The following is a 22,389-nucleotide window of genomic DNA, read 5'->3' as shown; positions in this document are numbered from 1 at the left end:
TCAGCGGCACCTTCCGACCGGAAGACTCGGACGTGTGTTCCTGACGATCTCCACACGCGGCGACGCCGCCCACCCGGCCACCGACCTCGGGTACCTGCTGCACAAGCACCCCGGCAAGACCCAGAAGTTCTCCACGTCCCACGGCACGGCGCACGTCTTCTACCCCGAGGCGGACGACCGGCGCTGCACCGCCGCGCTGCTGCTGGAGATCGACACGCTCGCACTGGTCCGCCGGGGCAAGGGCAAGGGCCGCGGGGGCGCGCCCGACGCGGCGCTCGCGCAGTACGTCAACGACCGCCCGTACGCGGCCTCCTCGCTGCTCGCGGTCGCGCTGAGCAGTGTCTTCTCCAGCGCCCTGCGCGGGGTGTGCGCCGCCCGCCCCGAGCGGGCGGCCACGCCGCTGCCGCTGTGCATCGAGGTCCCCGCGCTGCCCGCCCGCGGCGGCCCGGGCCTCGTACGACAGCTGTTCGAGCCGCTCGGCTGGAGCGTGACCGCCGACCCGGTCCCGCTCGACACCGAGTTCCCGCAGTGGGGCGACTCGCGGTACGTCCGCCTCGTCCTGGAGTCGGAGACCCTGACCCTCGCCGAGGCCCTGCGCCACCTGTACGTCCTGCTGCCGGTCCTCGACGACGCCAAGCACTACTGGGTCTCCTCCGACGAGGTCGACAAGCTGCTGCGGGCCGGTGCGGGCTGGCTGCCCGCCCACCCGGAGCAGAAGCTGATCACCAGCCGGTATCTGTCCCGCCGCTGGTCGCTGACCCGGCAGGCGCAGGAGCGGCTGGAGCTGGTGCGGCTCGCCGAGGCCGACGACAGCGAGGTCGAGGAGATCGACAACGCGGTCGCCGCGGAGACGGAGACGGAGGAGAAGCCGGCGCCGCTCGCCGTCCAGCGCAGGGAGGCGATCCTCGCCGCCCTGCGCGCTTCCGGAGCCGCTCGCGTCCTCGACCTCGGCTGCGGCCAGGGCGAGCTGGTACGGGAACTGCTGAAGGACGTGTCGTTCACCGAGATCCTCGGAGTCGACGTGTCCGTGCGGGCGCTCACCATCGCCGCCCGGCGGCTGAAGCTGGACCGCATGGGGGAGCGGCAGGCGTCCCGGGTCAGGCTGGTGCAGGGCTCGCTCGCCTACACGGACAAGCGGCTCAAGGGCTACGACGCCGCCGTGCTCAGCGAGGTGATCGAACACCTCGACCTGCCCCGGCTGCCCGCCCTGGAGTACGCCGTGTTCGGGCACGCCCGCCCCCGCACGGTCCTGGTGACCACCCCGAACGTCGAGTACAACGTCCGCTGGGAGACCCTGCCCGCCGGGCACACCCGGCACGGCGACCACCGCTTCGAGTGGACCCGGGAGGAGTTCCGCACCTGGGCCCGGGCGGTGGCCGAACGGCACGGCTACGGCGTGGAGTTCGCGCCCGTCGGACCGGACGACCCCGAGGTCGGCCCGCCCACCCAGATGGCAGTGTTCACGATCAGGACCCAGAAGGAGGCGAAGGCGGCATGACCGAGAACCGAAGGGGACGGGTCCTCCCCGTCACCGACCTCTCCCTCGTCGTCCTCGTCGGCGCCTCCGGCTCCGGCAAGTCCACGTTCGCGCGCAGGCACTTCAAGCCGACCGAGGTGATCTCCTCGGACTTCTGCCGCGGTCTCGTCTCCGACGACGAGAACGACCAGAGCGCGACCCGGGACGCCTTCGACGTGCTGCACTACATCGCCGGCAAGCGGCTGGCCGCCGGCCGCCGCACCGTCGTGGACGCCACCAGCGTGCAGCAGGACGCCCGCCGTCAGCTGATCGAGCTGGCCAAGACGTACGACGTGCTGCCCATCGCCATCGTGCTGGACATGCCCGAGGAGGTGTGCGCCGAGCGCAACGCGGCCCGCACCGACCGCGCCGACATGCCCCGCCGGGTCATCCAGCGGCACATCCGCGAACTGCGCCGCTCCCTCAGGCACCTGGAGCGCGAGGGCTTCCGCAAGGTGCACGTCCTGCGCGGCACCGAGGAGGTGGAGAGCGCCACCGTCGTCACCGAGAAGCGCTTCAACGACCTCACCCACCTCACCGGCCCCTTCGACATCATCGGTGACATCCACGGCTGCTCCGCCGAACTGGAGGCGCTGCTCGCCAAGCTGGGCTACGTGGAGGGGGTGCACCCCGAGGGCCGTACCGCCGTCTTCGTCGGCGACCTGGTCGACCGCGGGCCGGACACCCCGGGCGTGCTGCGCCGGGTGATGGCGATGGTGAAGTCGGGCAACGCCCTGTGCGTGCCGGGCAACCACGAGAACAAGTACGGCCGTTACCTCAAGGGCCGCAACGTCCAGCACACCCACGGGCTCGCCGAGACCATCGCGCAGATGGAGGGCGAGAGCGAGGAGTTCAGGGCCGAGGTCCGGCAGTTCCTGGCGGGCCTGGTCAGCCACTACGTCCTCGACGGCGGCAGGCTGGTCGTCTGCCACGCCGGCCTGCCCGAGAAGTACCACGGCCGCACCTCCGGCCGGGTCCGCTCGCACGCCCTGTACGGCGACACCACCGGCGAGACCGACGAGTTCGGGCTGCCGGTGCGCTACCCGTGGGCGGAGGACTACCGCGGCCGCGCGGCGGTGGTCTACGGCCACACCCCGGTCCCCGAGGCGACCTGGCTGAACAACACCATCTGCCTGGACACCGGCGCGGTCTTCGGCGGCAAGCTGACCGCGCTGCGCTGGCCGGAGCGCGAGCTGGTCGACGTACCGGCCGAGCGGGTGTGGTACGAGCCGGCGCGTCCGCTGCGCGCCGAGGCGCCCGGCGGACAGGACGGCCGGCCGCTGGACCTGGCGGACGTGCACGGCCGCAGGGCCGTGGAGACCCGGCACGCGGGCATGGTGGCGGTCCGTGAGGAGAACGCGGCGGCGGCCCTGGAGGTCATGAGCCGCTTCGCGACCGACCCGCGGCTGCTGCCGTACCTGCCGCCGACCATGGCACCGACGGCGACCTCGCAGGTGGATAGCTACCTGGAGCACCCGGCCGAGGCCTTCGCGCAGTACGCGGCGGACGGGGTCGAACGGGTCGTGTGCGAGGAGAAGCACATGGGCTCGCGGGCCGTGGCCCTGGTGTGCCGGGACGCGGAGGCGGCGGCGAAGCGCTTCGGGGTGGACGGTCCCACGGGCTCGCTCTACACCCGTACCGGCCGCCCGTTCTTCGACGACGGGAAGGTGACCGAGGAGATCCTCGGCCGGCTCCGCTCGGCGGTCTCGGACGCCGGGCTCTGGGACGAACTGGCCACCGACTGGCTGCTGCTGGACGCCGAGCTGATGCCGTGGTCGCTGAAGGCGTCGGGTCTGCTGCGCAGCCAGTACGCGGCCGTGGGCGCCGCGTCCGGCGCGGTGTTCCCCGGTGCGCTGGCCGCCCTGGAGGCCGCCGCCGCACGGGGCGCGGACGTGCGGGACCTGCTGGACCGGCAGCGGGAACGCGCCGCGGACGCCGCCGCGTTCACCGCCGCCTACCGCCGCTACTGCTGGACCACGGACGGCCTGGACGGCGTACGCCTCGCGCCCTTCCAGCTGCTGGCGGTCCAGGGCCGCAGCCTCGCCGCGCTGCCGCACGACGAGCAACTGGCCCTGCTCGACCGGCTGGTGGAGCACGACGGCACCGGTCTGCTGCAGACCACGCGGCGGCTGTACGTCGACACCGGCGACCCGGAGTCGGTGCGCGCGGGTGTCGACTGGTGGCTGGAGATGACCGGTCGCGGCGGCGAGGGCATGGTCGTCAAGCCGGTCGGCGCGCTGGTGCGGAACAAGGACGGACGGCTGGTGCAGCCCGGCATCAAGTGCCGGGGCCGGGAGTACCTGCGGATCGTCTACGGCCCCGAGTACACCCGCCCGGACAACCTCGCCAGACTGCGGCAGCGGTTCCTGAACCACAAGCGGTCCCTCGCCCTGCGCGAGTACGCCCTCGGTCTGGAGGCCCTGGACCGGCTCGCGGACGGAGAGCCGCTGTGGCGGGTGCACGAGGCGGTGTTCGGGGTGCTGGCCCTGGAGTCGGAGCCGGTGGATCCCCGCCTGTAGGCGCGATCCGGCCGTGGTCCGGGGGACACCCGGGTGTCCCCCGGACCGCTTCTCCTCGGTCCGACGAAAACGGAAAGCGGCGGAATCGGTCGAGAAGGGCGTGAAGACGGGCGGTGACGGCCAGGATGGAGGCATGGCATACCACGTCGACTCCGAGGCCGGGCGGCTGCGCCGCGTGATCCTTCACCGGCCCGATCTTGAGCTCAAAAGGCTCACCCCCAGCAACAAGGACGCCCTCCTCTTCGACGACGTGCTGTGGGTGCGCCGGGCGCGCGCCGAGCACGACGGGTTCGCCGACGTCCTGCGCGACCGCGGGGTCGCCGTCCACCTCTTCGGCGACCTGCTCACCGAGACCCTGGAGATCCCCGAGGCCCGCACCCTCGTCCTCGACCGGGTCTTCCACGAGAAGGAGTACGGCCCCCTCGCCACCGACCACCTGCGCGCCGCCTTCGCGGCCCTGCCCGCACACGAGCTCGCCGAGGCGCTGGTGGGCGGCATGACCAAGCGGGAGTTCCTGGACGGGCACGCGGAGCCGACCTCCGTCCGCTTCCATGTGATGGACCTCGACGACTTCCTCCTCGACCCGCTCCCCAACCACCTCTTCACCCGCGACACCTCCGCCTGGATCTACGACGGGGTCGCCGTCAACGCCATGCGGCTGCCGGCCCGGCAGCGGGAGACGGTGCACTTCGAGGCGATCTACCGGCACCATCCGCTGTTCCGTGGCGAAACGTTCCATGTCTGGTCCGAGGGGCAGGTGGACCACCCCTCCACCATCGAGGGCGGCGACGTCCTGGTGATCGGCAACGGTGCCGTCCTCGTCGGCATGAGCGAGCGCACCACCCCGCAGGCCGTGGAGATGCTGGCCCACAAGCTGTTCGCGGCCGGCTCGGCACGCACGATCGTCGCGCTCGACATGCCCAAGCGGCGCGCCTTCATGCACCTCGACACCGTGATGACCATGGTCGACGGCGACACCTTCACCCAGTACGCCGGGCTCGGCATGCTGCGCTCCTACACCATCGAGCCGGGGGCCGGCGAGAAGGAGCTGAAGGTCACCGACCATCCGCCGGAGCACATGCACCGCGCGATCGCCGCCGCGCTCGGCCTCGGCGAGATCAGGGTGCTGACCGCCACCCAGGACGTGCACGCCGCCGAACGCGAGCAGTGGGACGACGGCTGCAACGTGCTCGCCGTCGAGCCCGGGGTCGTCGTCGCCTACGAGCGCAACTCGACCACCAACACCCATCTGCGCAAGCGGGGCATCGAGGTGATCGAGATCCCGGGCAGCGAGCTGGGCCGGGGCCGGGGCGGCCCCCGGTGCATGAGCTGTCCCGTGGAGCGGGACGCTGTATAGAAATGTGGAACGTCGTATAGACTTCCAGAGTCCCCCGTAGTCGTACCCCTTGGAGCGCCCCCATGGCGACAGTCCCGACCGCCCTCGGCGGCCGCCACTTCCTCAAGGAGCTCGACTTCACCGAAGAGGAGTTCCGCGGCCTGGTCGAGCTGGCGGCCGAGCTGAAGGCCGCCAGGAAGGCCGGGACCGAGACGCAGTACCTGCGCGGCCGGAACATCGCCCTGATCTTCGAGAAGACCTCGACGCGCACCCGCTGCGCGTTCGAGGTCGCCGCCGCCGACCAGGGCGCCCGCACCACCTACCTCGACCCGTCCGGCTCGCAGATCGGGCACAAGGAGTCCGTGAAGGACACCGCCCGGGTGCTCGGCCGGATGTACGACGCCATCGAGTACCGCGGGGACAGCCAGGCCAAGGTCGAGGAGCTGGCCGCCCACGCCGGCGTGCCCGTCTACAACGGCCTCACCGACGACTGGCACCCCACCCAGATGCTCGCCGACGTGCTCACCATGACCGAGCACAGCCCCAAGCCGCTCCGGCAGATCGCGTTCGCCTACCTCGGCGACGCCCGCTTCAACATGGGCAACTCCTACCTGGTCACCGGCGCGCTGCTGGGCATGGACGTGCGGATCGCCGCGCCCAGGAGCTACTGGCCCGCCCAGGAGGTCGTCGACCGCGCCCAGCGGCTGGCCGCCGCGAGCGGTGCCCGGATCACCCTCACCGAGGACGTCACGGACGGCGTCGCGGGCGCCGACTTCGTCGTCACCGACGTCTGGGTCTCCATGGGCGAGCCCAAGGAGGTCTGGGCCGAGCGGATCAAGGCCCTCGCGCCGTACGCCGTGACCATGGACGTCCTGCGCGCCACCGGCAACCCGGACGTGAAGTTCCTGCACTGCCTGCCGGCCTTCCACGACCTCGGTACCCAGGTCGGCCGCGAGATCCACGAGACCTACGGACTGGACTCGCTGGAGGTCACCGACGAGGTCTTCGAGTCCGCGCACTCGATCGTCTTCGACGAGGCCGAGAACCGGCTGCACACCATCAAGGCGGTGCTGGTCGCCACACTCGCCCGGTAACCCCTGGTCACTGCCCCGACCAGCACTTATCCTGACCGACGGCCCGGAACCACCCATTCCGGCCGTCGCCGCGACCTCACCGGGTCGCCCGCACCACCAGAAACGAGCACCACCCGCATGCCCGCTCCCCGCATCAAGTCCCCGCACCTGCTGGTCGCCGAGTCCGGCGCCGACCGCGAGGGACACGGCCTGAAGCGCACGATGGGCCTCTTCCAGCTCATCTGCTTCGGCGTCGGCGCCATCGTCGGCACCGGCATCTTCGTCGGTCTCTCCGACTCCGTCGCCCAGGCCGGTCCGGCCGTCGTCGTCTCGTTCATCCTCGCCGCGATCACCTGCGTCTTCACCGCCTTCTCCTTCGCGGAGCTGGGCGGCGCGATCCCGGTCTCCGGCTCCTCGTACTCCTTCGCCTACGCCGGTCTCGGCGAGTCCACCGCCTTCCTGGTCGGCTGGTGCCTGCTGCTGGAGTACGGCATCTCGATCTCGGCCGTCGCGGTCGGCTGGAGCCAGTACGTCAACGAACTGCTGCACAGCCTCACCGGCGTCCAGCTCCCGGCCGCCCTGTCCGCCGGACCCGGCGACGGCGGGATCGTCAACCTCCCGGCCGTGATCGTCATCGCCATGGCCTCCGTACTGCTGGTGCGCGGGGTGCGCGAGAGCGCCCGGGCGACGGCCGCCATGGCCGCGGTCAAGCTCGTCATCCTGCTGGCCTTCTGCGCCATCGGCTACAGCGCCTTCAAGCACGGCAACCTCACTCCGTTCTCCCCGGCTGGCCTCGGCGGCATCGGCGCGGGCACCACGGCCGCGTTCTTCTCCTACATCGGCTTCGACGCGATCACCACCGCCGGCGAGGAGGCCAAGAACCCGCGCCGGGACATCCCGGTCGCGATCATGGTCTGCATGGGCATCGTCACTCTGCTGTACTGCGCGGTCGCGCTCGCCGCGATCGGCGCCATCGGCGGCAAGCAGGTCGCCGGCCGCCCCGCGGCCCTCTCCTTCGTCGTCAACGAGGTCACCGGCTCGGCCATCGGCGGCGGAGTGATCGCCTTCGGCGCGGTCGTCGCCATCGCCTCGGTCGTCCTGGCGGTGATGTACGGCCAGACCCGCATCCTGATGTCGATGTCCCGGGACGGCCTGATCCCGCGCGTCTTCGAGAAGGTGAACCCGAAGACCTCCACGCCCGTGGCCGGCACGCTGATCGTCGCGGTCGTCTTCGCGGTCCCGGCGGCCTTCGCCTCCCTCGACGCGGTGATGAACCTGTGCACCATCGGCACGCTCGCCATCATGGCCGTCGTCAACATCGCCGTGATCGCCCTCCGCCGCCGCGAACCGGGCCTCAGCCGCAGCTTCCGCGTCCCGCTCTACCCCGTGGGACCGCTGCTCGGCGTCGCCTTCTGCCTGTACCTGATGTACGAGACCGGCTGGCAGACCTGGATCCAGTTCGCGGTGTTCCTCGCGGTGGGCCTGGCGCTCTACGCCGGCTACGGCCGCCGGCACTCCACGCTGGCGCGGACGGCCGCCCCCGGGGTCACGCCGAGCGCCGCCGCTGAGCGGGAACCGCAGGCAGTCTGAACCACACCGCCTTGCCCGACGGGGTGGGGCGGTGACCGCAGGACGAGCTGAGGGCGCGGATCAGCAGCAGCCCGCGCCCGCCCTCCTGCCAGGGGTCGGGCTCCTCGATCACCGGGCGGGTCAGATGGCCGGGCGGCGCCGGGTCCGGGTCGTGCACCTCGACCTGGCAGCCGGTCGGCAACAGCTCCACCACCAGCTCGATCGGGCCGCGCCCGGCGGTGTGCTCCACCGCGTTGGCCACCAGCTCCGCCGTGAGCAGTTCCGCGGTGTCGCAGTCGGCCGGGTGCTCCACCTCGGCGAGGGCCGTACGCACCAGGGCGCGGGCCACGGGCACCGCGGCGGCGGTGTGCGGCAGCGCGATGCGCCAGGAGGCCGGTTCGGTGGGGCGTTCGTGCAAGGCGAGTCCGTTCATGGAGCAGGCTGTCCTGCTTTCAACTGGAGGAATGGTACGGGTCCGGCCACCGCAGACCGTCGTCGGGCCCCGCCCGGAACCTTCGGCCCCGGTACCGGCGGCCTACCCCGGCGAACGCCCCGCCTCGCCCGCCGGTGCCCACTGTTACGGCCCTGTCGAGGACCGGTGACGCCCGTGACCGGACTCGGCCGGTCGGACGAACCTCTGTCGCGCACTCGTGACGACAGTCACGAACAAGTGATAGCTTCGGAGGACAGCGCAACGTACGGCACCGCCCCCCTAGGAGGCCGCACGTCATGAGTCCCTTCACCGGCTCCGCCGCCCGCACCTCCGACTGGGAGCACCTGCGGCTCCAGCTCGCCGACGGGGTCGCCACCGTCACCCTCGCCCGCCCCGAGAAGCTCAACGCGCTCACCTTCGGCGCCTACGCCGACCTGCGCGACCTGCTGGCCGAGCTGTCCCGGGAGCGCGCCGTGCGCGCCCTGGTGCTGGCCGGCGAGGGACGGGGGTTCTGCTCCGGCGGCGACGTCGACGAGATCATCGGTGCGACCCTCGGCATGGACACCGCCCAGCTGCTCGACTTCAACCGGATGACCGGCCAGGTGGTGCGGGCGATCCGCGAGTGCCCGTTCCCGGTGATCGCCGCGGTGCACGGCGTGGCGGCCGGCGCGGGCGCGGTCCTCGCCCTGGCGGCCGACTTCCGGGTGGCGGACCCGTCCGCCCGCTTCGCCTTCCTCTTCACCCGCGTCGGCCTGTCCGGCGGCGACATGGGCGCGGCCTACCTGCTGCCCCGCGTCGTCGGCCTCGGCCACGCCACCCGCCTGCTCATGCTGGGCGAACCCGTCCGCGCCCCCGAGGCCGAGCGCATCGGCCTGATCAGCGAGCTGACGGAGGAGGGCCGCGCCGACGAGGCGGCCCTCGGACTGGCCCGCCGCCTCGCCGACGGCCCCGCCCTGGCCCACGCCCAGACCAAGGCCCTCCTGACGGCCGAACTGGACATGCCGCTGGCGGCCTCGATCGAGCTGGACGCCTCGACCCAGGCCCTGCTCATGAACGGCGAGGACTACGCGGAGTTCCACGCGGCCTTCACGGAGAAGCGCCCGCCGAAGTGGCGGGGGAGGTGACCTCTCATGCGTGTGGCGGTCATCGGCGGCGGCCCCGGCGGCCTGTACGCGGCGGCGTTGCTGAAACGGCTCGACCCGAGCCGTGAGATCACGGTCTGGGAGCGCAACGCCCCGGACGAAACGTTCGGCTTCGGCGTGGTCCTCTCCGACGAGACACTCGGCGGCATCGAACACGCCGACCCCGTCGTCTACGACGCCCTGCAACGCCACTTCGTCCGCTGGGACGACATCGACATCGTCCACCGGGGTGCCACCCACCGCTCCGGCGGCCACGGCTTCGCCGCCCTCGGCAGGCGCCGCCTGCTGCAGATCCTGCACGACCGCTGCCGGTCCCTCGGCGTGGACCTGAGGTTCTCCACCGAGGCCCCGCACCCGGACACCCTCTCCGCCGGGTACGACCTGGTCATCGCCGCGGACGGAGTCCACAGCACCACCCGCGCCGCCTACGCCGACGCCTTCCGCCCGCGGCTGACCGAACACCGCTGCCGCTACATCTGGCTCGCCGCCGACTTCCCCTTCGACGCCTTCCGTTTCGAGATCGCCGAGACGGAACACGGCGTGATGCAGCTGCACGGCTACCCGTACGCGGCCGACGCCTCGACCGTGATCGTCGAGATGCGCGAGGAGGTCTGGAAGGCGGCGGGATTCGACGACGCCACCCCGCGGGAATCCATCGAACGCTGCGCCAAGATCTTCGCCGACGCCCTCCGCGGCCGGCCCCTGCACTCCAACAACTCGGTGTGGACGACCTTCCGCACGGTCGTCAACGAGCACTGGTCGCACGCCAACGTCGTCCTGCTCGGCGACGCCGCGCACACCGCGCACTTCTCGATCGGCTCCGGCACCAAGCTCGCCGTGGAGGACGCGCTGGCCCTGGCCGCGTGCCTGGAGGAACAGCCCGATACGGCGCGCGCGTCGGCGGCGTACGAGCAGGAGCGCAAACCGGTCGTCGCCTCCACCCAGCGGGCCGCCCGGGCGAGCCTGGAGTGGTTCGAGAACCTGGGCCTCTACCTCGGCCAGCCGCCCCGCCAGTTCGCCTTCAACCTGCTCACCCGCAGCCGCCGCGTCACCCACGACAACCTCCGGCTGCGCGACGCCCGCTTCACCGAGGCCGTGGAGCGCGAGTTCGGCTGCCCGCCCGCGACGCCCCCGATGTTCACCCCCTTCCGGCTGCGCGGTCTGACCCTGCGCAACCGGGTCGTGGTGTCGCCGATGGACATGTACTCCGCCACCGACGGCGTCCCGGGCGACTTCCACCTCGTGCACCTCGGCGCCCGCGCCCTCGGCGGGGCCGGGCTCGTCATGACCGAGATGGTGTGCGTCAGCGAGGAGGGCCGGATCACGCCCGGCTGCACCGGCCTCTACACCGGCCGGCAGGCCGAGGGGTGGCGGCGCGTCACCGACTTCGTGCACACCCAGGCACCCGGCACCGCGATCGGCGTCCAGCTCGGCCACGCCGGCCGCAAGGGCTCCACGAAGCCGATGTGGGAGGGCATGGACGAGCCGCTGCCGCGCGGCAACTGGCCGCTCGTCGCCGCCTCCCCGCTGCCGTACAAGCCGGACAGCCAGACCCCCCGGCAGCTCTCCCGGGCCCAACTGACCGACATCCGCGAGCAGTTCACGGCCGCCGCGTGGCGGGCCGCCCGCGCCGGTTTCGACCTGCTGGAACTGCACTGCGCCCACGGCTATCTGCTCTCCGGCTTCCTCTCGCCGCTCACCAACCACCGCACCGACGCCTACGGCGGCTCACCGGAGCGGCGGCTGAGGTTTCCGCTGGAGGTCTTCGACGCCGTACGCGCGGTGTGGCCGGCGGAGCGGCCCATGACGGTCCGCATCTCCGCCACGGACTGGGCCGAGGGCGGCACGAGGGCCGAGGACGCGGTGGAGACCGCCCGCGCCTTCGCCGCGCACGGCGCCGACGCGATCGACGTGTCCACCGGGCAGGTGGTGGCCGAGGAGCGGCCGGAGTTCGGGCGGTCGTACCAGACCCCGTTCGCCGACCGCATCCGGCACGAGGCGGGGGTCCCGGTGATCGCGGTCGGCGCGATCTCCTCCTGGGACGACGTCAACTCACTCATTCTCGCCGGGCGCACGGACCTGTGCGCGCTGGGCCGCCCGCACCTGTACGACCCGCACTGGACCCTGCACGCGGCGGCCGAGCAGGGCTACGACGGCCCCGGCGCCGTCTGGCCCGCACCCTACCGCGCGGGCAGCAGACGCCCGCAGACCGGCCGCACGGACGCCCCGAAGCCCCGGTTGTCGCTCACAGGCTTCTGAGGCGCCGGCCGCTCACAGGCCCGCGAACTCCGCACCCGCGTCCCGCAGGCGGGTGTGCAGTGCCCGGAAGACCTCCGCCGAGCGCACGCCCGGCCAGCCCGTGGGCAGCAGCCGGGTGGGCAGGCCGGGGTCGGTGTAGGGCAGGTGGCGCCAGGAGTCGAGGGCGAGGAGGTAGTCGCGGTAGGCCTCCTCGGGCGGGGTGTCCGGGCGGCGCTCCCAGGCGTGCAGGACCGGGGCGTGCGCGTCCAGGAAGCGTTCGTGCTCCTTGGCGATCGCGGCCAGGTCCCACCAGCGGGCCACCGCCTCGGCCGTGGGCGCGAACCCCAGGTGCTCGCCGCGGAAGAAGTCCACGTACGGATCCAGCCGCAGCCGGCTCAGGGTGTGCCGGGTCTCCTCGTACAGCCGGGCCGGGGCGATCCACACCCCGGGCGCCGCCGTGCCGAAGCCCAGGCCCGCCAGCCGGGAGCGCAGCACATGCCGCTTCTGCCGCTCCGACTCGGGCACCGAGAACACCGCGAGCACCCAGCCGGCGTCCTCCACCGGTGGGGTCGCGTAGATGCGCCGGTCGCCGTCCTCCAGCAACTGGCGTGCCGCCGCGGAGAGTTCGTACCCGGCCGCGCCCGTCCGCGTGCGGGCCGGCGCCAGCAGGCCGCGCCGTTTGAGCCGGGACACCGAGGAACGGACGGAGGGCGCGTCCACGCCGACCGCGGCCAGCAGCCGGATCAGCTCGGCGACGGGCACCGGACCGGGCATGAAGCGGCCGTACGCGCCGTAGAGCGTGACGATGAGGGACCTGGGGGCGTGCTGGTCGGACACGTTGATCATTTTAGGTCGTCGGTCTCACCGCGGGTCACCTTCGGTGCGCAGCCGGAACCGCTGCAGCTTTCCGGTGGCCGTGCGGGGCAGGGCGTCGAGGAAGACGAACCGGCGTGGACACTTGTACGGCGCCAGCTCCGACTTGAGGAAGGCGCGCAGGGCCTCCGGGTCGCGCACGGCCCCCTCGCGCAGCACGGTGTAGGCCACGACCACCTGTCCGCGGGCCTCGTCGGGCCGGCCCACGACCGCCGCCTCCACCACGTCCCGGTGCCGCAGCAGCGCGTCCTCCACCTCCGGTCCGGCGATGTTGTACCCGGCCGAGATGATCATGTCGTCGGCGCGGGCCACATAGCGGAAGTAGCCGTCGGGCTCGCGGACGTAGGTGTCGCCGGTGATGTTCCAGCCCCCGCGCACGTACTCCCGTTGCCGCGGGTCGGCGAGGTAGCGGCAGCCGACCGGGCCGCGCACGGCGAGCAGGCCCGGCTCGCCGTCGGGCACCGGTGTGCCCTGCGCGTCCTGCACCCGCGCCTGCCAGCCCGGCACCGCAACGCCGGTGGTGCCCGGCCGGATGTGCTCGTCGGCGGCCGAGACGAAGATGTGCAGCAGCTCGGTCGCGCCGATGCCGTTGATGAGGCGCAGGCCGGTGCGCTCGTGCCAGGCCCGCCAGGTGGCCGCGGGCAGGTTCTCACCGGCCGACACACAGCGCCGCAGCGACGTCAGGTCGTACCCGTCCAGCAGCTCCAGCATGGCGCGGTAGGCGGTCGGGGCGGTGAAGAGGACCGAGACGCGGTGCTCGGCGATCGCGGGCAGCAGCCGGCGCGGGCCCGCGTCCTCCAGGAGCAGGGAGCTGGCGCCCGCCCGCATCGGGAAGACCACCAGCCCGCCCAGGCCGAAGGTGAAGCCGAGCGGGGGAGAGCCGGTGAAGACGTCGTCCGCCCGGGGGCGCAGCACATGCCGCGAGAAGGTGTCCGCGATCGCCAGCACATCCCGGTGGAAGTGCATGCACCCTTTCGGGCGACCGGTGGTGCCCGAGGTGAACGCGATCAGGGCCACGTCGTCGGCCGCGGTGTCGACCGCCGGGAACGGCGTGCCGGGCCCGGGGCGGTTGAGCAGGTCGTCGGGGCCGTCGCCGCCGTACGTCGTGATGCGCAGCCCGGGTACGTCGGCCTTCGCCAGGTCCGCCACCGACCGGACGTCGCACAGCGCGTGCCGCGCCAGGGCGATGTCGCACAGGGTGGCCAGCTCGTGCGGGCGCTGCCGGTCCAGCACGGTGACCGCTATCGCGCCCGCCTTCAGCACGGCGAGCCAGCAGGCGGCCAGCCAGGGCGTGGTGGGGCCGCGCAGCAGGACCCGGTTGCCGGGGACCACGCCCAGGTCGCCGGTGAGCACGTGCGCGATCCGGTCGACGTGCCCGCGCAGCTCGCCGTAGGTCCAGCTGGGGCCGTCCGGGGTGTGGAAGACCGGGCGGGCCGCATCGGCGTGGTCCAGGAGCGCGGCGGCGCAGTTCAGCCGGTCGGGGTAGTGCAGCTCCGGCAGGTCGAACCGCAGCTCGGGCCACTCGTGGGGCGGCGGCAGATGGTCGCGCGCGAAGGTGTCGACATGGGCCGAGCGATGCATGGCGGTTCGCCCCCTTGCCGTGGCTGGCGTCGAGACGGGCGTCGTGGTGGGCACCGGCGTCCTGGTGGGCTCGCGATCCGAGCGTATCGTGTTGGTGACGGCAGTCAACCTTGCGCGATAGCGTCGGGGATGAGAGGAAGCGAGACGGGGTACGGTCCTGGCGGCCCGCCCCGGAGGGAGGACCCCCAGGTGCCCGCATTCTCACTCGATCCGCAGCAGCTCGCCTGGTGTGCCGAGCTGCGCGCGCTGGCCGCCGAACGGCTGCGCCCGCTCGTCGGCAAGGGCGAACCGGCACACGTCAACCGCCCGCTCCTCGCCGAACTCGGCCGGCTCGGCCTGCTGGCCCGGCTGTTCACCTCCGGCGCGCTCGGCCTCTGCCTGATGCGCGAGTCCCTCGCCCAGGCCTGCACCGAGGCCGAGACCGCGCTGGCCCTGCAGGGCCTCGGCGCCCACCCGGTGCACGCCCACGGCAGCCCCGCCCAGCGCGAGCGCTGGCTGCCGCGGGTCGCCGACGGCAGCGCGGTCGCCGCCTTCGCGCTGAGCGAGCCGGGGGCCGGTTCGGACGCCGCCGCGCTGGCCCTCGCGGCCGAGCCCGACGGCGGCGCCGGCTGGCGGCTCACCGGCGCCAAGTGCTGGATCTCCAACGCCCCCGAAGCCGACTTCTACACCGTCTTCGCCCGCACCACACCCGGCGCCGGAGCCCGCGGTGTCACCGCGTTCCTCGTCCCGGCCGACCGGCCCGGGCTCACCGGCAGCGCGCTGGAGATGCTCTCGCCGCACCCCATCGGCGCCCTGGACTTCGACGCCGTGCCCGTCGGCGCCGACGACGTGCTCGGCGAGCCCGACCGCGGCTTCGCCGTCGCCATGGGCACCCTCAACCTCTTCCGGCCCAGCGTCGGCGCGTTCGCGGTCGGCATGGCCCAGGCGGCACTGGACGCGACCCTCGCGCACACCCGGCGACGGGAGGCGTTCCACGGGCGGCTGATGGATCTGCAGGCCGTGTCCCACCAGGTCGCCGAGATGGCGCTGCGCACCGAGGCGGCCCGGCTGATGGTGTACGCGGCGGCGAGCGCGTACGACGAGGGCGCCGCCGACGTCCCCCGGCGCGCCGCGATGGCCAAGCTGCTCGCCACCGAGACCGCGCAGTTCGTGGTCGACACCGCCGTCCAGCTGCACGGCGCCCGCGCCCTGCGCCGCGGCCACCTCCTCGAACACCTCTACCGCGAGGTGCGCGCCCCGCGCATCTACGAGGGGGCGAGCGAGGTCCAGCGGGGCATCATCGCCAAGGAGTTGTACGCCGAGGAGCCGTACGGCGCGGAACTCCGTGCCGAGGAGCTCCCCGCCGAGGAGCTCCCGGCCAAGGAGCAGGAGGAGACCCGGTGACGACCGAGCGTGTCAACCCGCCCGAGCTGTCCCCGCCCACGGGTTTCTCGCACGCCGTCGTCGCGGCCGGCTCCCGCGTGGTGTTCCTCGCCGGCCAGACCGCCCTCGACCCCGACGGCAAGATCACCGGCGGTACGCTCCCCGAGCAGTTCGAGCGGGCCCTCGCCAACCTCCTCACCGCCCTGCGCGCCGCCGGCGGCACCCCCGCCGACCTCGCCCGCGTCACCGTCTACGCCACGGATGTGGCCGCCTACCGCGCCCACGCCCCGCAACTCGGCCGTGTCTGGCACAGGTTGGCGGGCCGGGACTATCCCGCGATGGCCGTCGTGGAGGTCGTACGGCTGTGGGACGAGCAGGCGCTGGTGGAGCTGGACGGGTTCGCCGTACTGCCGTAGGGCCTGCCGTCGAGGACGGGGGAGCCGTCGCGGCGCGCGGACGGCTCCCGGACGGTTCCGTGACGCGCCACCGAAGGAGTGACGGTCACGCCCCGCGGCCCGGCCGCCCGGTACCAGTGGAGCCGTCAGTCCACGAACACCGGGAGGTATCCCATGCCGGCACGCCCCGTCCTCGCCGCGGCATTCGGCGCAGCGGCCCTGCTGTGCGCCGCCGTCGCCCCCGCCACCGCCGACACGTCCGAGACCGTGACCGTCGACAAGACCGGCCATGTCGCCGAGGACGGCACCGTCACCCTGTCCGGCACCTACCGGTGCACCGGGGCCAAGGGCGTCGCCTTCGTCAGCTCCTCGATCAGCCAGAGCGACAAGACCCGCAAGGTCGTCTACGGCATCGGCGGCAGCGCCGCCGAGTGCGACGGCGCCCTGCACCGGTGGGAGAACACCGGCAAGGTCTCGCCGGGCTCCCTCAAGGCCGGCAAGGCCCACGTCCAGGCCACGGTGACGGAACTGCACTCCGACGAGCTCCTGCTGTTGCAGCCGTCCTTCCACGCCGTCCAGGAGAAGGACATCAAGCTGACCCGGTCCTGACCGGGGCCGGACGGGGTCTGCGGAGGGCGGCCACGAACTTGTAGCGGGAACCCCGGTACACCGAGCGCACCCATTCCACCGGCCGGCCCTCCGCGTCCCGTGAGTGGCGGGACAGCAACAGCATCGGCAGGCCCACGTCGGTGGCGAGCAACAGCGCCTCTCGCGGGGTCGACAGCGAGGTCTCGATGGTCTCGTCGGCCTCCGCGAGACGGACGCCGTACACCTCGGCGAGCGCCGTGTACAGGGACGGGTACGTGGTCAGGGAGGCGCGCAGTCCGGGGAAGCGGCGTGCCGACAGGTGGGTCGTCTCGATCGCCATGGGGTCGCCGCCGGCCAGCCGCAGCCGCTCGATGCGCAGCACCCGCTCGCCGGTGCCGATGCCGAGCAGGCCGGAGAGCCGCTCGTCCGCCGGCACCTCCCCGATGTCCAGCACCTGCGAGGCGGGCGTCAGGCCCTGCGCGCGCATGTCCTCGGTGTGCGAGGTGAGCTGGAGCGTGCGGTACAGCTTGGGCTGGGCGACGAAGGTGCCCTTGCCCTGGATCCGGTCCAGCCGGCCCTCGCCCACGAGTTCGGTGAGCGCCTGCCGGACGGTGGTCCGGGACGTGTCGAAGCGGACGGCGAGCAGGCGCTCGGCCGGCATCGCCGAGCCGGGCTGCAGCTCCTCGGCCATGGCGAGCAGCCGCTGTTTGATCCGGTAGTACTTCGGCACGCGCGCGGTGCGGCCGCTTACGTGGGTGGCCATGCCTGCCTTCCGGGCTGTGGGGGCGGGCTCTCGTTATAACGACCAACTGCCTGATGGTCTAGGCCAATCGCCCGAGGTGACGTTCCCGTAACGGACGAAACGGCTTCCCGGACCACCCTTGACACCCCGAAAGGTCTAGGCCAAGCTCCACCCTACTGGTCTACACCATTAGTGGCCAGGTCCCGAGCCCTACGTGCAACAGCGTCGTACGCAGGTCACCGCCGAGGGCGTGGGGGGTTAGTGGCATCCCTGAGGAGGGTGGCGTGAAGCGCAAGCTCGCTGCCGCGATCGTGATCGCGGGCATGATGGTCTCCGTTGCGGCGTGTGGCGGAAACGACGGCAAGGACAGCGGCAAGGACGCGGGACCGGACAGCTGGAAGGGGCAGACCCTGACGGTCTGGACCATGGACGGCTCCGCTCCGCCCCAGTGGAGCAAGGACGTCCAGGCCGCGTTCGAGAAGAAGACCGGCGCGAAGCTGAAGTTCGAGACCCAGAAGTGGGACGGGATCCAGCAGAAGATCACCACCGCCCTCTCCGAGGACAACCCGCCGGACGTTCTGGAGGTCGGCAACACCCAGACCCCCGCCTACGCGGCCACCGGCGGTCTCGCCGACCTCGGCGACCTCAAGAAGGAGATCGGCGCCGACTGGACGCCGTCGGTCTCCCAGTCCTCCGTCTACGACGGCAAGCAGTACGCCGCCCCCTGGTACTTCGCCAACCGCGTCGTCATCTACAACAAGAAGATCTGGGCCCAGGCCGGTATCAAGGACACCCCGAAGACCCGCGACGAGTTCTTCAAGGACCTGGACACCATCGGCAAGAAGACCGACGCCGAGCCGCTCTACCTGCCGGGCCAGAACTGGTACTTCCTCGACGGCCTGATCATCGGCCAGGGCGGCGACCTGGTGAAGAAGCAGGGCACCAAGTACGTCTCCAACCTCGCCGACCCGAAGGTCGCCGCGGCCATGGAGATCTACAAGAAGTACGCCTCCTACTCCAAGGCCCCCAAGGACAAGGACGAGGCCAACCCGCAGCAGGCCCAGGTCTTCGCCAAGGGCAGGACCGGCGCGTTCATCGGCATGGGCTGGGAGGCCGGCACCGCGGTCCAGGCCGACAAGGCCATCGAGAAGGACCTCGGCTACTTCACCATCCCGGGCGCGAGCGCCGGCAAGCCCGAGGGCGTCTTCCTCGGCGGCTCCAACCTCGCCATCGCCCAGGGCAGCAAGAAGCAGTCGCTGGCCAAGGAGTTCCTGAAGACCGCCCTGTCCGACCAGTACGAGGGCGAACTGGCCAAGCTCAGCGGCATCGTCCCGAACAAGACGTCGCTGCAGTCCAACCTCAAGGGCAACGCCGTCGCCGAGGCCGCCGCGCCCGCCGCGGCGGGCGGCGGCACCACCCCGCTGATCCCGGAGTGGGCCGCGGTGGAGAACACCCCGAACCCCATCAAGTCCTACATGACCTCCGTGCTCAACGGTAAGTCCCCGGCGGACGCCGCGAAGCAGGTCGAGGCCGAGATCAACAAGCGCCTGGCCCAGCAGAACTGATGACCCGCCGGGGGCGCCCGAGAGTGCCCCCGGCCCAGTCGTCCGTACGGCCGGTTCGGCCATGGAAGAGATGGCAACTCATGTCAGTGCAGACCCAGGGCACGGACACGGCCGGGGAGCCCGCTGTCCGCAAGGCCCGGATACCGGGGCCGCCGCGGGGTGCGGACCGTGACTCCGGATCCCCGTCCCGCCGCGGCACCGCCGCCGCCCCCTACCTCCTGCTGCTGCCCGCGCTGCTGGCCACACTGGTCCTGCTCGGCTGGCCCCTGGTCAAGAACGGCATGCTGTCGTTCCAGAACCTCAACCCCCGGCAGCTCATCCAGCACCTCACCGAGTGGAACGGCGTCGAGAACTACCGGCAGGTGCTCTCCGAGCCGGAGTTCTGGCACGTCGCCGAGCGCTCCGTCTTCTTCACCGCCGCCAACGTCGTCCTGATCACGGGCCTCGGCACCCTGATCGGCCTGCTGCTGGCCCGGCTCGGCAAGAGGATGCGGCTGCTCCTCATGACCGGCCTCGTCCTCGCCTGGGCCATGCCCTACGTCGCCGCCACCACCGTCTACCAGTGGCTGTTCGCCCAGCGCTTCGGCGTCGTCAACTGGACGCTGGACAGGCTCGGCTGGCACTCCATGGCCGACTACAACTGGATGGGCAGCCAGCTCTCCACGTTCTCCGTGGTCATCCTGCTGATCGTGTGGCAGTCGGTCCCGTTCGTGGCGATCAACCTGTACGCCGCCACCACCACGATCCCCAAGGAGCTGTACGAGGCCGCCTCCCTGGACGGCGCCGGCGCCTGGCAGAGCTTCACCTCGGTCACCCTGCCCTTCCTGCGGCCGTTCCTGTACTCCACGACCTTCCTTGAGGTCATCTGGGTCTTCAAGTCGTTCACGCAGCTCTTCGCGATGAACGCGGGCGGCCCGGACCACCTCACCGAGACCCTGCCGATCTACGCCTATGTCGAGGGCGTCGGCAACCAGCACTTCGGGGTCGGCGCGGCGATCTCCTTCCTGACCATCCTGGCCCTGCTCGTCATCACCTCGTACTACCTGCGCATGGTGCTCAAACAAGAGGAGGACGAGCTGTGAAGCGCTCGCTCTTCGGCCGTATCTGGCCCAACGCGACCGCCGTCGTCCTCTTCGCCGGCTTCGTGTTCCCCGTCTACTGGATGTTCGCGACGGCCTTCAAACCGACCGGCGACATCATCGCGGACACCCCGGTGTGGTTCCCGACGCACGTCACCCTCGGTCACTTCGAGAAGGCCGTCGACGCCGACCACTTCTGGACCCTGGTCGCCAACTCCGTCACCGTCACGGTCCTGTCGGTCGTCTTCGCGCTCGTCATCGCCCTGGTCGCGGCCTTCGCGCTCGCCCGGATGCGGTTCAGGGGCAGGCGCGGGCTCATCGTGACGTTCATGCTGGCGCAGATGGCCCCCTGGGAAGTCATGATCATCGCCATCTACATGACCGTCCGCGACAGCGACATGCTGGACAGCCTGGTCCCGCTCACCGTCTTCTACACGATGATGGTGCTCCCGCTGACCATCCTGACGCTGCGCGGCTATGTGGCGGCCGTGCCGAAGGACCTGGAGGAGGCGGCCATGGTCGACGGCTGCACCCGCACCCAGGCGTTCGTCCGGGTCATCTTCCCGCTGCTGGCCCCCGGTCTGATGGCGACCTCGCTGTTCGGGTTCATCACCGCCTGGAACGAGTTCCCGCTCGTCCTGATCCTCAACAAGGACGTCGAGAAGCAGACGCTGCCGCTGTGGCTGTCGCAGTTCCAGACCGCCTTCGGCGACGACTGGGGCGCCACCATGGCCGCCTCGTCCCTGTTCGCGCTGCCCATCCTGATCCTCTTCATCTTCCTGCAACGCAAGGCGGTCAGCGGTCTCACCGACGGCGCCGTGAAGGGATGACCCTGCCGATGACCACAGTCACGACCACCGCATCCGACAGCGGCTCCGCCGCGGGCGACACCCTGACCCGCGACGCCCTCGCCGTGCTGCAGCCCGGGTTCGACGGCACCACCGCACCCGACTGGGTGCGCCGCCGCCTCGGCGAAGGCCTCGCCTCCGTCGCCCTGTTCGGCCGCAACGTCGTCAGCGAGGACCAGGTCACCGCGCTCACCGCCCAGTTGCGAGCCGAACGCGACGACCTGCTGGTCGCCATCGACGAGGAGAGCGGCGACGTCACCCGCCTCGACGTACGCACCGGCTCCGCCTTCCCCGGCAACCACGCCCTCGGCGCCGTCGACGACCCCGCCCTCACCCGGGCCGTCGCCCGCGAGCTGGGCCGGCGCCTGGCCGCCTGCGGCGTCACCTTCGACTGGGCGCCCTCCGCCGACGTCAACGCCAACCCGGACAACCCCGTCATCGGCGTCCGCTCCTTCGGCGCGAGCACCGACCTGGTCGCCCGGCACACCGCCGCCTGGGTCGAGGGCCTGCAGTCCACCGGAGTCGCCGCCTGCACCAAGCACTTCCCGGGCCACGGCGACACCAACGTCGACTCCCACCACGCCCTGCCCCGCATCGACGTCGACACCGACACCCTGTACGAGCGTGAGCTGCCCCCGTTCCGCGCGGCCATCGCCGCCGGCACCCGCGCCGTCATGAGCGCCCACATCCTCGTGCCCGCCCTCGACCCCGACCGCCCCGCCACCCTCTCCCACCGCGTCCTCACCGAGCTGCTGCGCGAGGAACTCGGCTACCAGGGGCTGATCGTCACGGACGGCATGGAGATGCGGGCGATATCCGGCACCTACGGTATGGAGCGGGGTGTGGTCCTCGCGATCGCGGCCGGTGCCGACGCCATCTGCGTCGGCGGCGGGCTGTGCGACGAGGGCACCGTGCTGAGGCTGCGGGACGCGCTCGTGGCCGCCGTACGCTCCGGTGCACTGCCCGAGGAACGGCTCGCGGACGCGGCCGCCCGGGTCCGCGAGCTCGCCGCGTGGACCGCCGCGGGCCGCGGTGACGCGGCGAAGACCGCGCCCGACCCCGGGATCGGCCTGGTCGCGGCCCGCCGCGCCCTGACCGTGACCCGCACCGGCGCCGCCGCACCGGTCACCGAGCCGGTGTACGTCGCCCGGTTCGACCCCGTACCCAACGTCGCCGTCGGCGACCAGACCCCGTGGGGCGTGGCCGCCGAGCTGGCGCGGCTGCTGCCCGGCACCGCCTGCGGCTCCTTCACCGGCGACGGCGCCGCCGCACAGGCCGTCGCCGCCGCCGACGGCCGGCGGATCGTCGCCGTGGTCCGCGACGCACACCGGCACGCCTGGATGCGCTCCGCCCTCGACACCCTGCTCGCCGCCCGCCCCGACACCGTCGTCGTGGAGATGGGCCTGCCCCGGGCCGCCCCGCGCGGCGCCCTGCACATCGCCACGTACGGCGCCGCCCGGGTGTGCGGTGTGGCGGCGGCGGAGGCCGTCGTCACGGGCTGACTCCCGCGGCCCTGCCGGCCGCCCGCCC

General features: G+C 72.2%; 18 protein-coding genes. 14 read left to right on the top strand and 4 right to left on the bottom strand.

The window, feature by feature from the left end:
• The first annotated feature begins 34 nt into the window (after nucleotides 1–34).
• The 5 genes from ABT171_RS37185 to ABT171_RS37165 all read left to right on the top strand — a co-directional run bounded on the left by ABT171_RS37185 (nucleotide 35) and on the right by ABT171_RS37165 (nucleotide 8,034).
• Nucleotides 35–1,498, top strand: a complete 1,464-nt coding sequence (locus ABT171_RS37185) for a 3' terminal RNA ribose 2'-O-methyltransferase Hen1 (RefSeq protein WP_351250842.1) — start codon at nucleotides 35–37, stop codon at nucleotides 1,496–1,498.
• On the top strand, nucleotides 1,495–4,035 hold the full coding sequence (locus ABT171_RS37180; protein WP_351250841.1) for a polynucleotide kinase-phosphatase: 2,541 nt from the start codon (nucleotides 1,495–1,497) through the stop codon (nucleotides 4,033–4,035). Before ABT171_RS37185 ends, ABT171_RS37180 begins: the two co-directional genes overlap by 4 nt.
• Nucleotides 4,036–4,168: 133 nt before the next feature.
• Nucleotides 4,169–5,392: an arginine deiminase gene (locus ABT171_RS37175; protein WP_351250840.1), complete on the top strand. Its 1,224-nt coding sequence runs from the start codon at nucleotides 4,169–4,171 to the stop codon at nucleotides 5,390–5,392.
• Nucleotides 5,393–5,454: 62 nt separating this feature from the next.
• Nucleotides 5,455–6,465: an ornithine carbamoyltransferase gene (gene argF, locus ABT171_RS37170; RefSeq protein WP_351250839.1), complete on the top strand. Its 1,011-nt coding sequence runs from the start codon at nucleotides 5,455–5,457 to the stop codon at nucleotides 6,463–6,465.
• Nucleotides 6,466–6,582: 117 nt separating this feature from the next.
• Nucleotides 6,583–8,034 (top strand): amino acid permease, encoded by a 1,452-nt coding sequence (locus ABT171_RS37165; protein WP_351250838.1) that lies wholly within the window; start codon nucleotides 6,583–6,585, stop codon nucleotides 8,032–8,034.
• Here the strand turns inward: ABT171_RS37165 and ABT171_RS37160 are convergent.
• Nucleotides 7,991–8,446, bottom strand: a complete 456-nt coding sequence (locus ABT171_RS37160; protein WP_351250837.1) for an ATP-binding protein — start codon at nucleotides 8,444–8,446, stop codon at nucleotides 7,991–7,993. The two genes, ABT171_RS37165 and ABT171_RS37160, sit on opposite strands and share 44 nt — an antisense overlap.
• Nucleotides 8,447–8,742: 296 nt before the next feature.
• Between ABT171_RS37160 and ABT171_RS37155 the strand changes: the two genes are divergently transcribed.
• Complete coding sequence (locus ABT171_RS37155; protein ID WP_351250836.1) at nucleotides 8,743–9,570, top strand: enoyl-CoA hydratase family protein; 828 nt, start codon at nucleotides 8,743–8,745, stop codon at nucleotides 9,568–9,570.
• Between the two features lie 6 nt (nucleotides 9,571–9,576).
• Nucleotides 9,577–11,847: a bifunctional salicylyl-CoA 5-hydroxylase/oxidoreductase gene (locus ABT171_RS37150; RefSeq protein ID WP_351250835.1), complete on the top strand. Its 2,271-nt coding sequence runs from the start codon at nucleotides 9,577–9,579 to the stop codon at nucleotides 11,845–11,847.
• Between the two features lie 12 nt (nucleotides 11,848–11,859).
• On the opposite strand, the gene ABT171_RS37145 is transcribed toward ABT171_RS37150, so the two are convergent.
• Nucleotides 11,860–12,672, bottom strand: a complete 813-nt coding sequence (locus tag ABT171_RS37145) for a PaaX family transcriptional regulator (protein WP_351250834.1) — start codon at nucleotides 12,670–12,672, stop codon at nucleotides 11,860–11,862.
• A 15-nt stretch (nucleotides 12,673–12,687) separates the two neighbouring features.
• Entirely contained in the window at nucleotides 12,688–14,280 is a 1,593-nt protein-coding gene (locus ABT171_RS37140) for an AMP-binding protein (RefSeq protein WP_351250833.1), read from the bottom strand.
• A 189-nt stretch (nucleotides 14,281–14,469) separates the two neighbouring features.
• On the opposite strand from ABT171_RS37140, the gene ABT171_RS37135 reads away from it, so the two are divergent.
• The 3 genes from ABT171_RS37135 (at nucleotide 14,470) to ABT171_RS37125 (ending at nucleotide 16,646) form a co-directional block, all read left to right on the top strand.
• The gene (locus ABT171_RS37135; RefSeq protein ID WP_351250832.1) at nucleotides 14,470–15,663 is read left to right on the top strand and encodes an acyl-CoA dehydrogenase family protein; all 1,194 of its coding nucleotides are present in this window, start codon (nucleotides 14,470–14,472) and stop codon (nucleotides 15,661–15,663) included.
• Nucleotides 15,660–16,058: a RidA family protein gene (locus tag ABT171_RS37130; RefSeq protein ID WP_351250831.1), complete on the top strand. Its 399-nt coding sequence runs from the start codon at nucleotides 15,660–15,662 to the stop codon at nucleotides 16,056–16,058. The genes ABT171_RS37135 and ABT171_RS37130 overlap by 4 nt, the downstream gene beginning before the upstream one ends.
• Before the next feature lie 153 nt (nucleotides 16,059–16,211).
• Nucleotides 16,212–16,646, top strand: a complete 435-nt coding sequence (locus tag ABT171_RS37125; protein WP_351250830.1) for a DUF6299 family protein — start codon at nucleotides 16,212–16,214, stop codon at nucleotides 16,644–16,646.
• Here ABT171_RS37125 and ABT171_RS37120 read toward each other — a convergent pair.
• Nucleotides 16,627–17,388: a GntR family transcriptional regulator gene (locus ABT171_RS37120; RefSeq protein WP_351250829.1), complete on the bottom strand. Its 762-nt coding sequence runs from the start codon at nucleotides 17,386–17,388 to the stop codon at nucleotides 16,627–16,629. The two genes, ABT171_RS37125 and ABT171_RS37120, sit on opposite strands and share 20 nt — an antisense overlap.
• Nucleotides 17,389–17,651: 263 nt before the next feature.
• Between ABT171_RS37120 and ABT171_RS37115 the strand changes: the two genes are divergently transcribed.
• The 4 genes from ABT171_RS37115 to ABT171_RS37100 all read left to right on the top strand — a co-directional run bounded on the left by ABT171_RS37115 (nucleotide 17,652) and on the right by ABT171_RS37100 (nucleotide 22,361).
• Nucleotides 17,652–18,932, top strand: coding sequence for an extracellular solute-binding protein (locus ABT171_RS37115; protein ID WP_351250828.1), 1,281 nt, complete (start codon nucleotides 17,652–17,654; stop codon nucleotides 18,930–18,932).
• A gap of 80 nt (nucleotides 18,933–19,012) precedes the next feature.
• Nucleotides 19,013–20,014 carry a carbohydrate ABC transporter permease gene (locus ABT171_RS37110; RefSeq protein WP_351250827.1) on the top strand — a complete coding sequence of 334 codons (1,002 nt, stop codon included), beginning with the start codon at nucleotides 19,013–19,015 and terminating at the stop codon, nucleotides 20,012–20,014.
• Entirely contained in the window at nucleotides 20,011–20,841 is an 831-nt protein-coding gene (locus ABT171_RS37105; RefSeq protein WP_351250826.1) for a carbohydrate ABC transporter permease, read from the top strand. Before ABT171_RS37110 ends, ABT171_RS37105 begins: the two co-directional genes overlap by 4 nt.
• Nucleotides 20,842–20,849: 8 nt before the next feature.
• Nucleotides 20,850–22,361 carry a glycoside hydrolase family 3 protein gene (locus ABT171_RS37100; protein WP_351250825.1) on the top strand — a complete coding sequence of 504 codons (1,512 nt, stop codon included), beginning with the start codon at nucleotides 20,850–20,852 and terminating at the stop codon, nucleotides 22,359–22,361.
• Nucleotides 22,362–22,389: the final 28 nt, after the last annotated feature.

It is taken from the genome of Streptomyces sp. NPDC001851 (genome assembly GCF_040297165.1).
Lineage (GTDB): Bacteria > Actinomycetota > Actinomycetes > Streptomycetales > Streptomycetaceae > Streptomyces.
This window is presented reverse-complemented; position numbering and strand designations above follow the sequence as displayed.

Bases quoted from the DNA above. Each gene is read 5' to 3' on its own strand.
- ABT171_RS37180 (WP_351250841.1), top strand. From the start codon at position 1,495: ATGACCGAGAACCGAAGGGGACGGGTCCTCCCCGTCACCGACCTCTCC.
- ABT171_RS37175 (WP_351250840.1), top strand. From the start codon at position 4,169: ATGGCATACCACGTCGACTCCGAGGCCGGGCGGCTGCGCCGCGTGATC.
- argF (WP_351250839.1), top strand. From the start codon at position 5,455: ATGGCGACAGTCCCGACCGCCCTCGGCGGCCGCCACTTCCTCAAGGAG.
- ABT171_RS37165 (WP_351250838.1), top strand. From the start codon at position 6,583: ATGCCCGCTCCCCGCATCAAGTCCCCGCACCTGCTGGTCGCCGAGTCC.
- ABT171_RS37160 (WP_351250837.1), bottom strand. From the start codon at position 8,446: ATGAACGGACTCGCCTTGCACGAACGCCCCACCGAACCGGCCTCCTGG.
- ABT171_RS37155 (WP_351250836.1), top strand. From the start codon at position 8,743: ATGAGTCCCTTCACCGGCTCCGCCGCCCGCACCTCCGACTGGGAGCAC.
- ABT171_RS37150 (WP_351250835.1), top strand. From the start codon at position 9,577: ATGCGTGTGGCGGTCATCGGCGGCGGCCCCGGCGGCCTGTACGCGGCG.
- ABT171_RS37145 (WP_351250834.1), bottom strand. From the start codon at position 12,672: ATGATCAACGTGTCCGACCAGCACGCCCCCAGGTCCCTCATCGTCACG.
- ABT171_RS37140 (WP_351250833.1), bottom strand. From the start codon at position 14,280: ATGCATCGCTCGGCCCATGTCGACACCTTCGCGCGCGACCATCTGCCG.
- ABT171_RS37125 (WP_351250830.1), top strand. From the start codon at position 16,212: ATGCCGGCACGCCCCGTCCTCGCCGCGGCATTCGGCGCAGCGGCCCTG.
- ABT171_RS37120 (WP_351250829.1), bottom strand. From the start codon at position 17,388: ATGGCCACCCACGTAAGCGGCCGCACCGCGCGCGTGCCGAAGTACTAC.
- ABT171_RS37110 (WP_351250827.1), top strand. From the start codon at position 19,013: ATGTCAGTGCAGACCCAGGGCACGGACACGGCCGGGGAGCCCGCTGTC.
- ABT171_RS37100 (WP_351250825.1), top strand. From the start codon at position 20,850: ATGACCACAGTCACGACCACCGCATCCGACAGCGGCTCCGCCGCGGGC.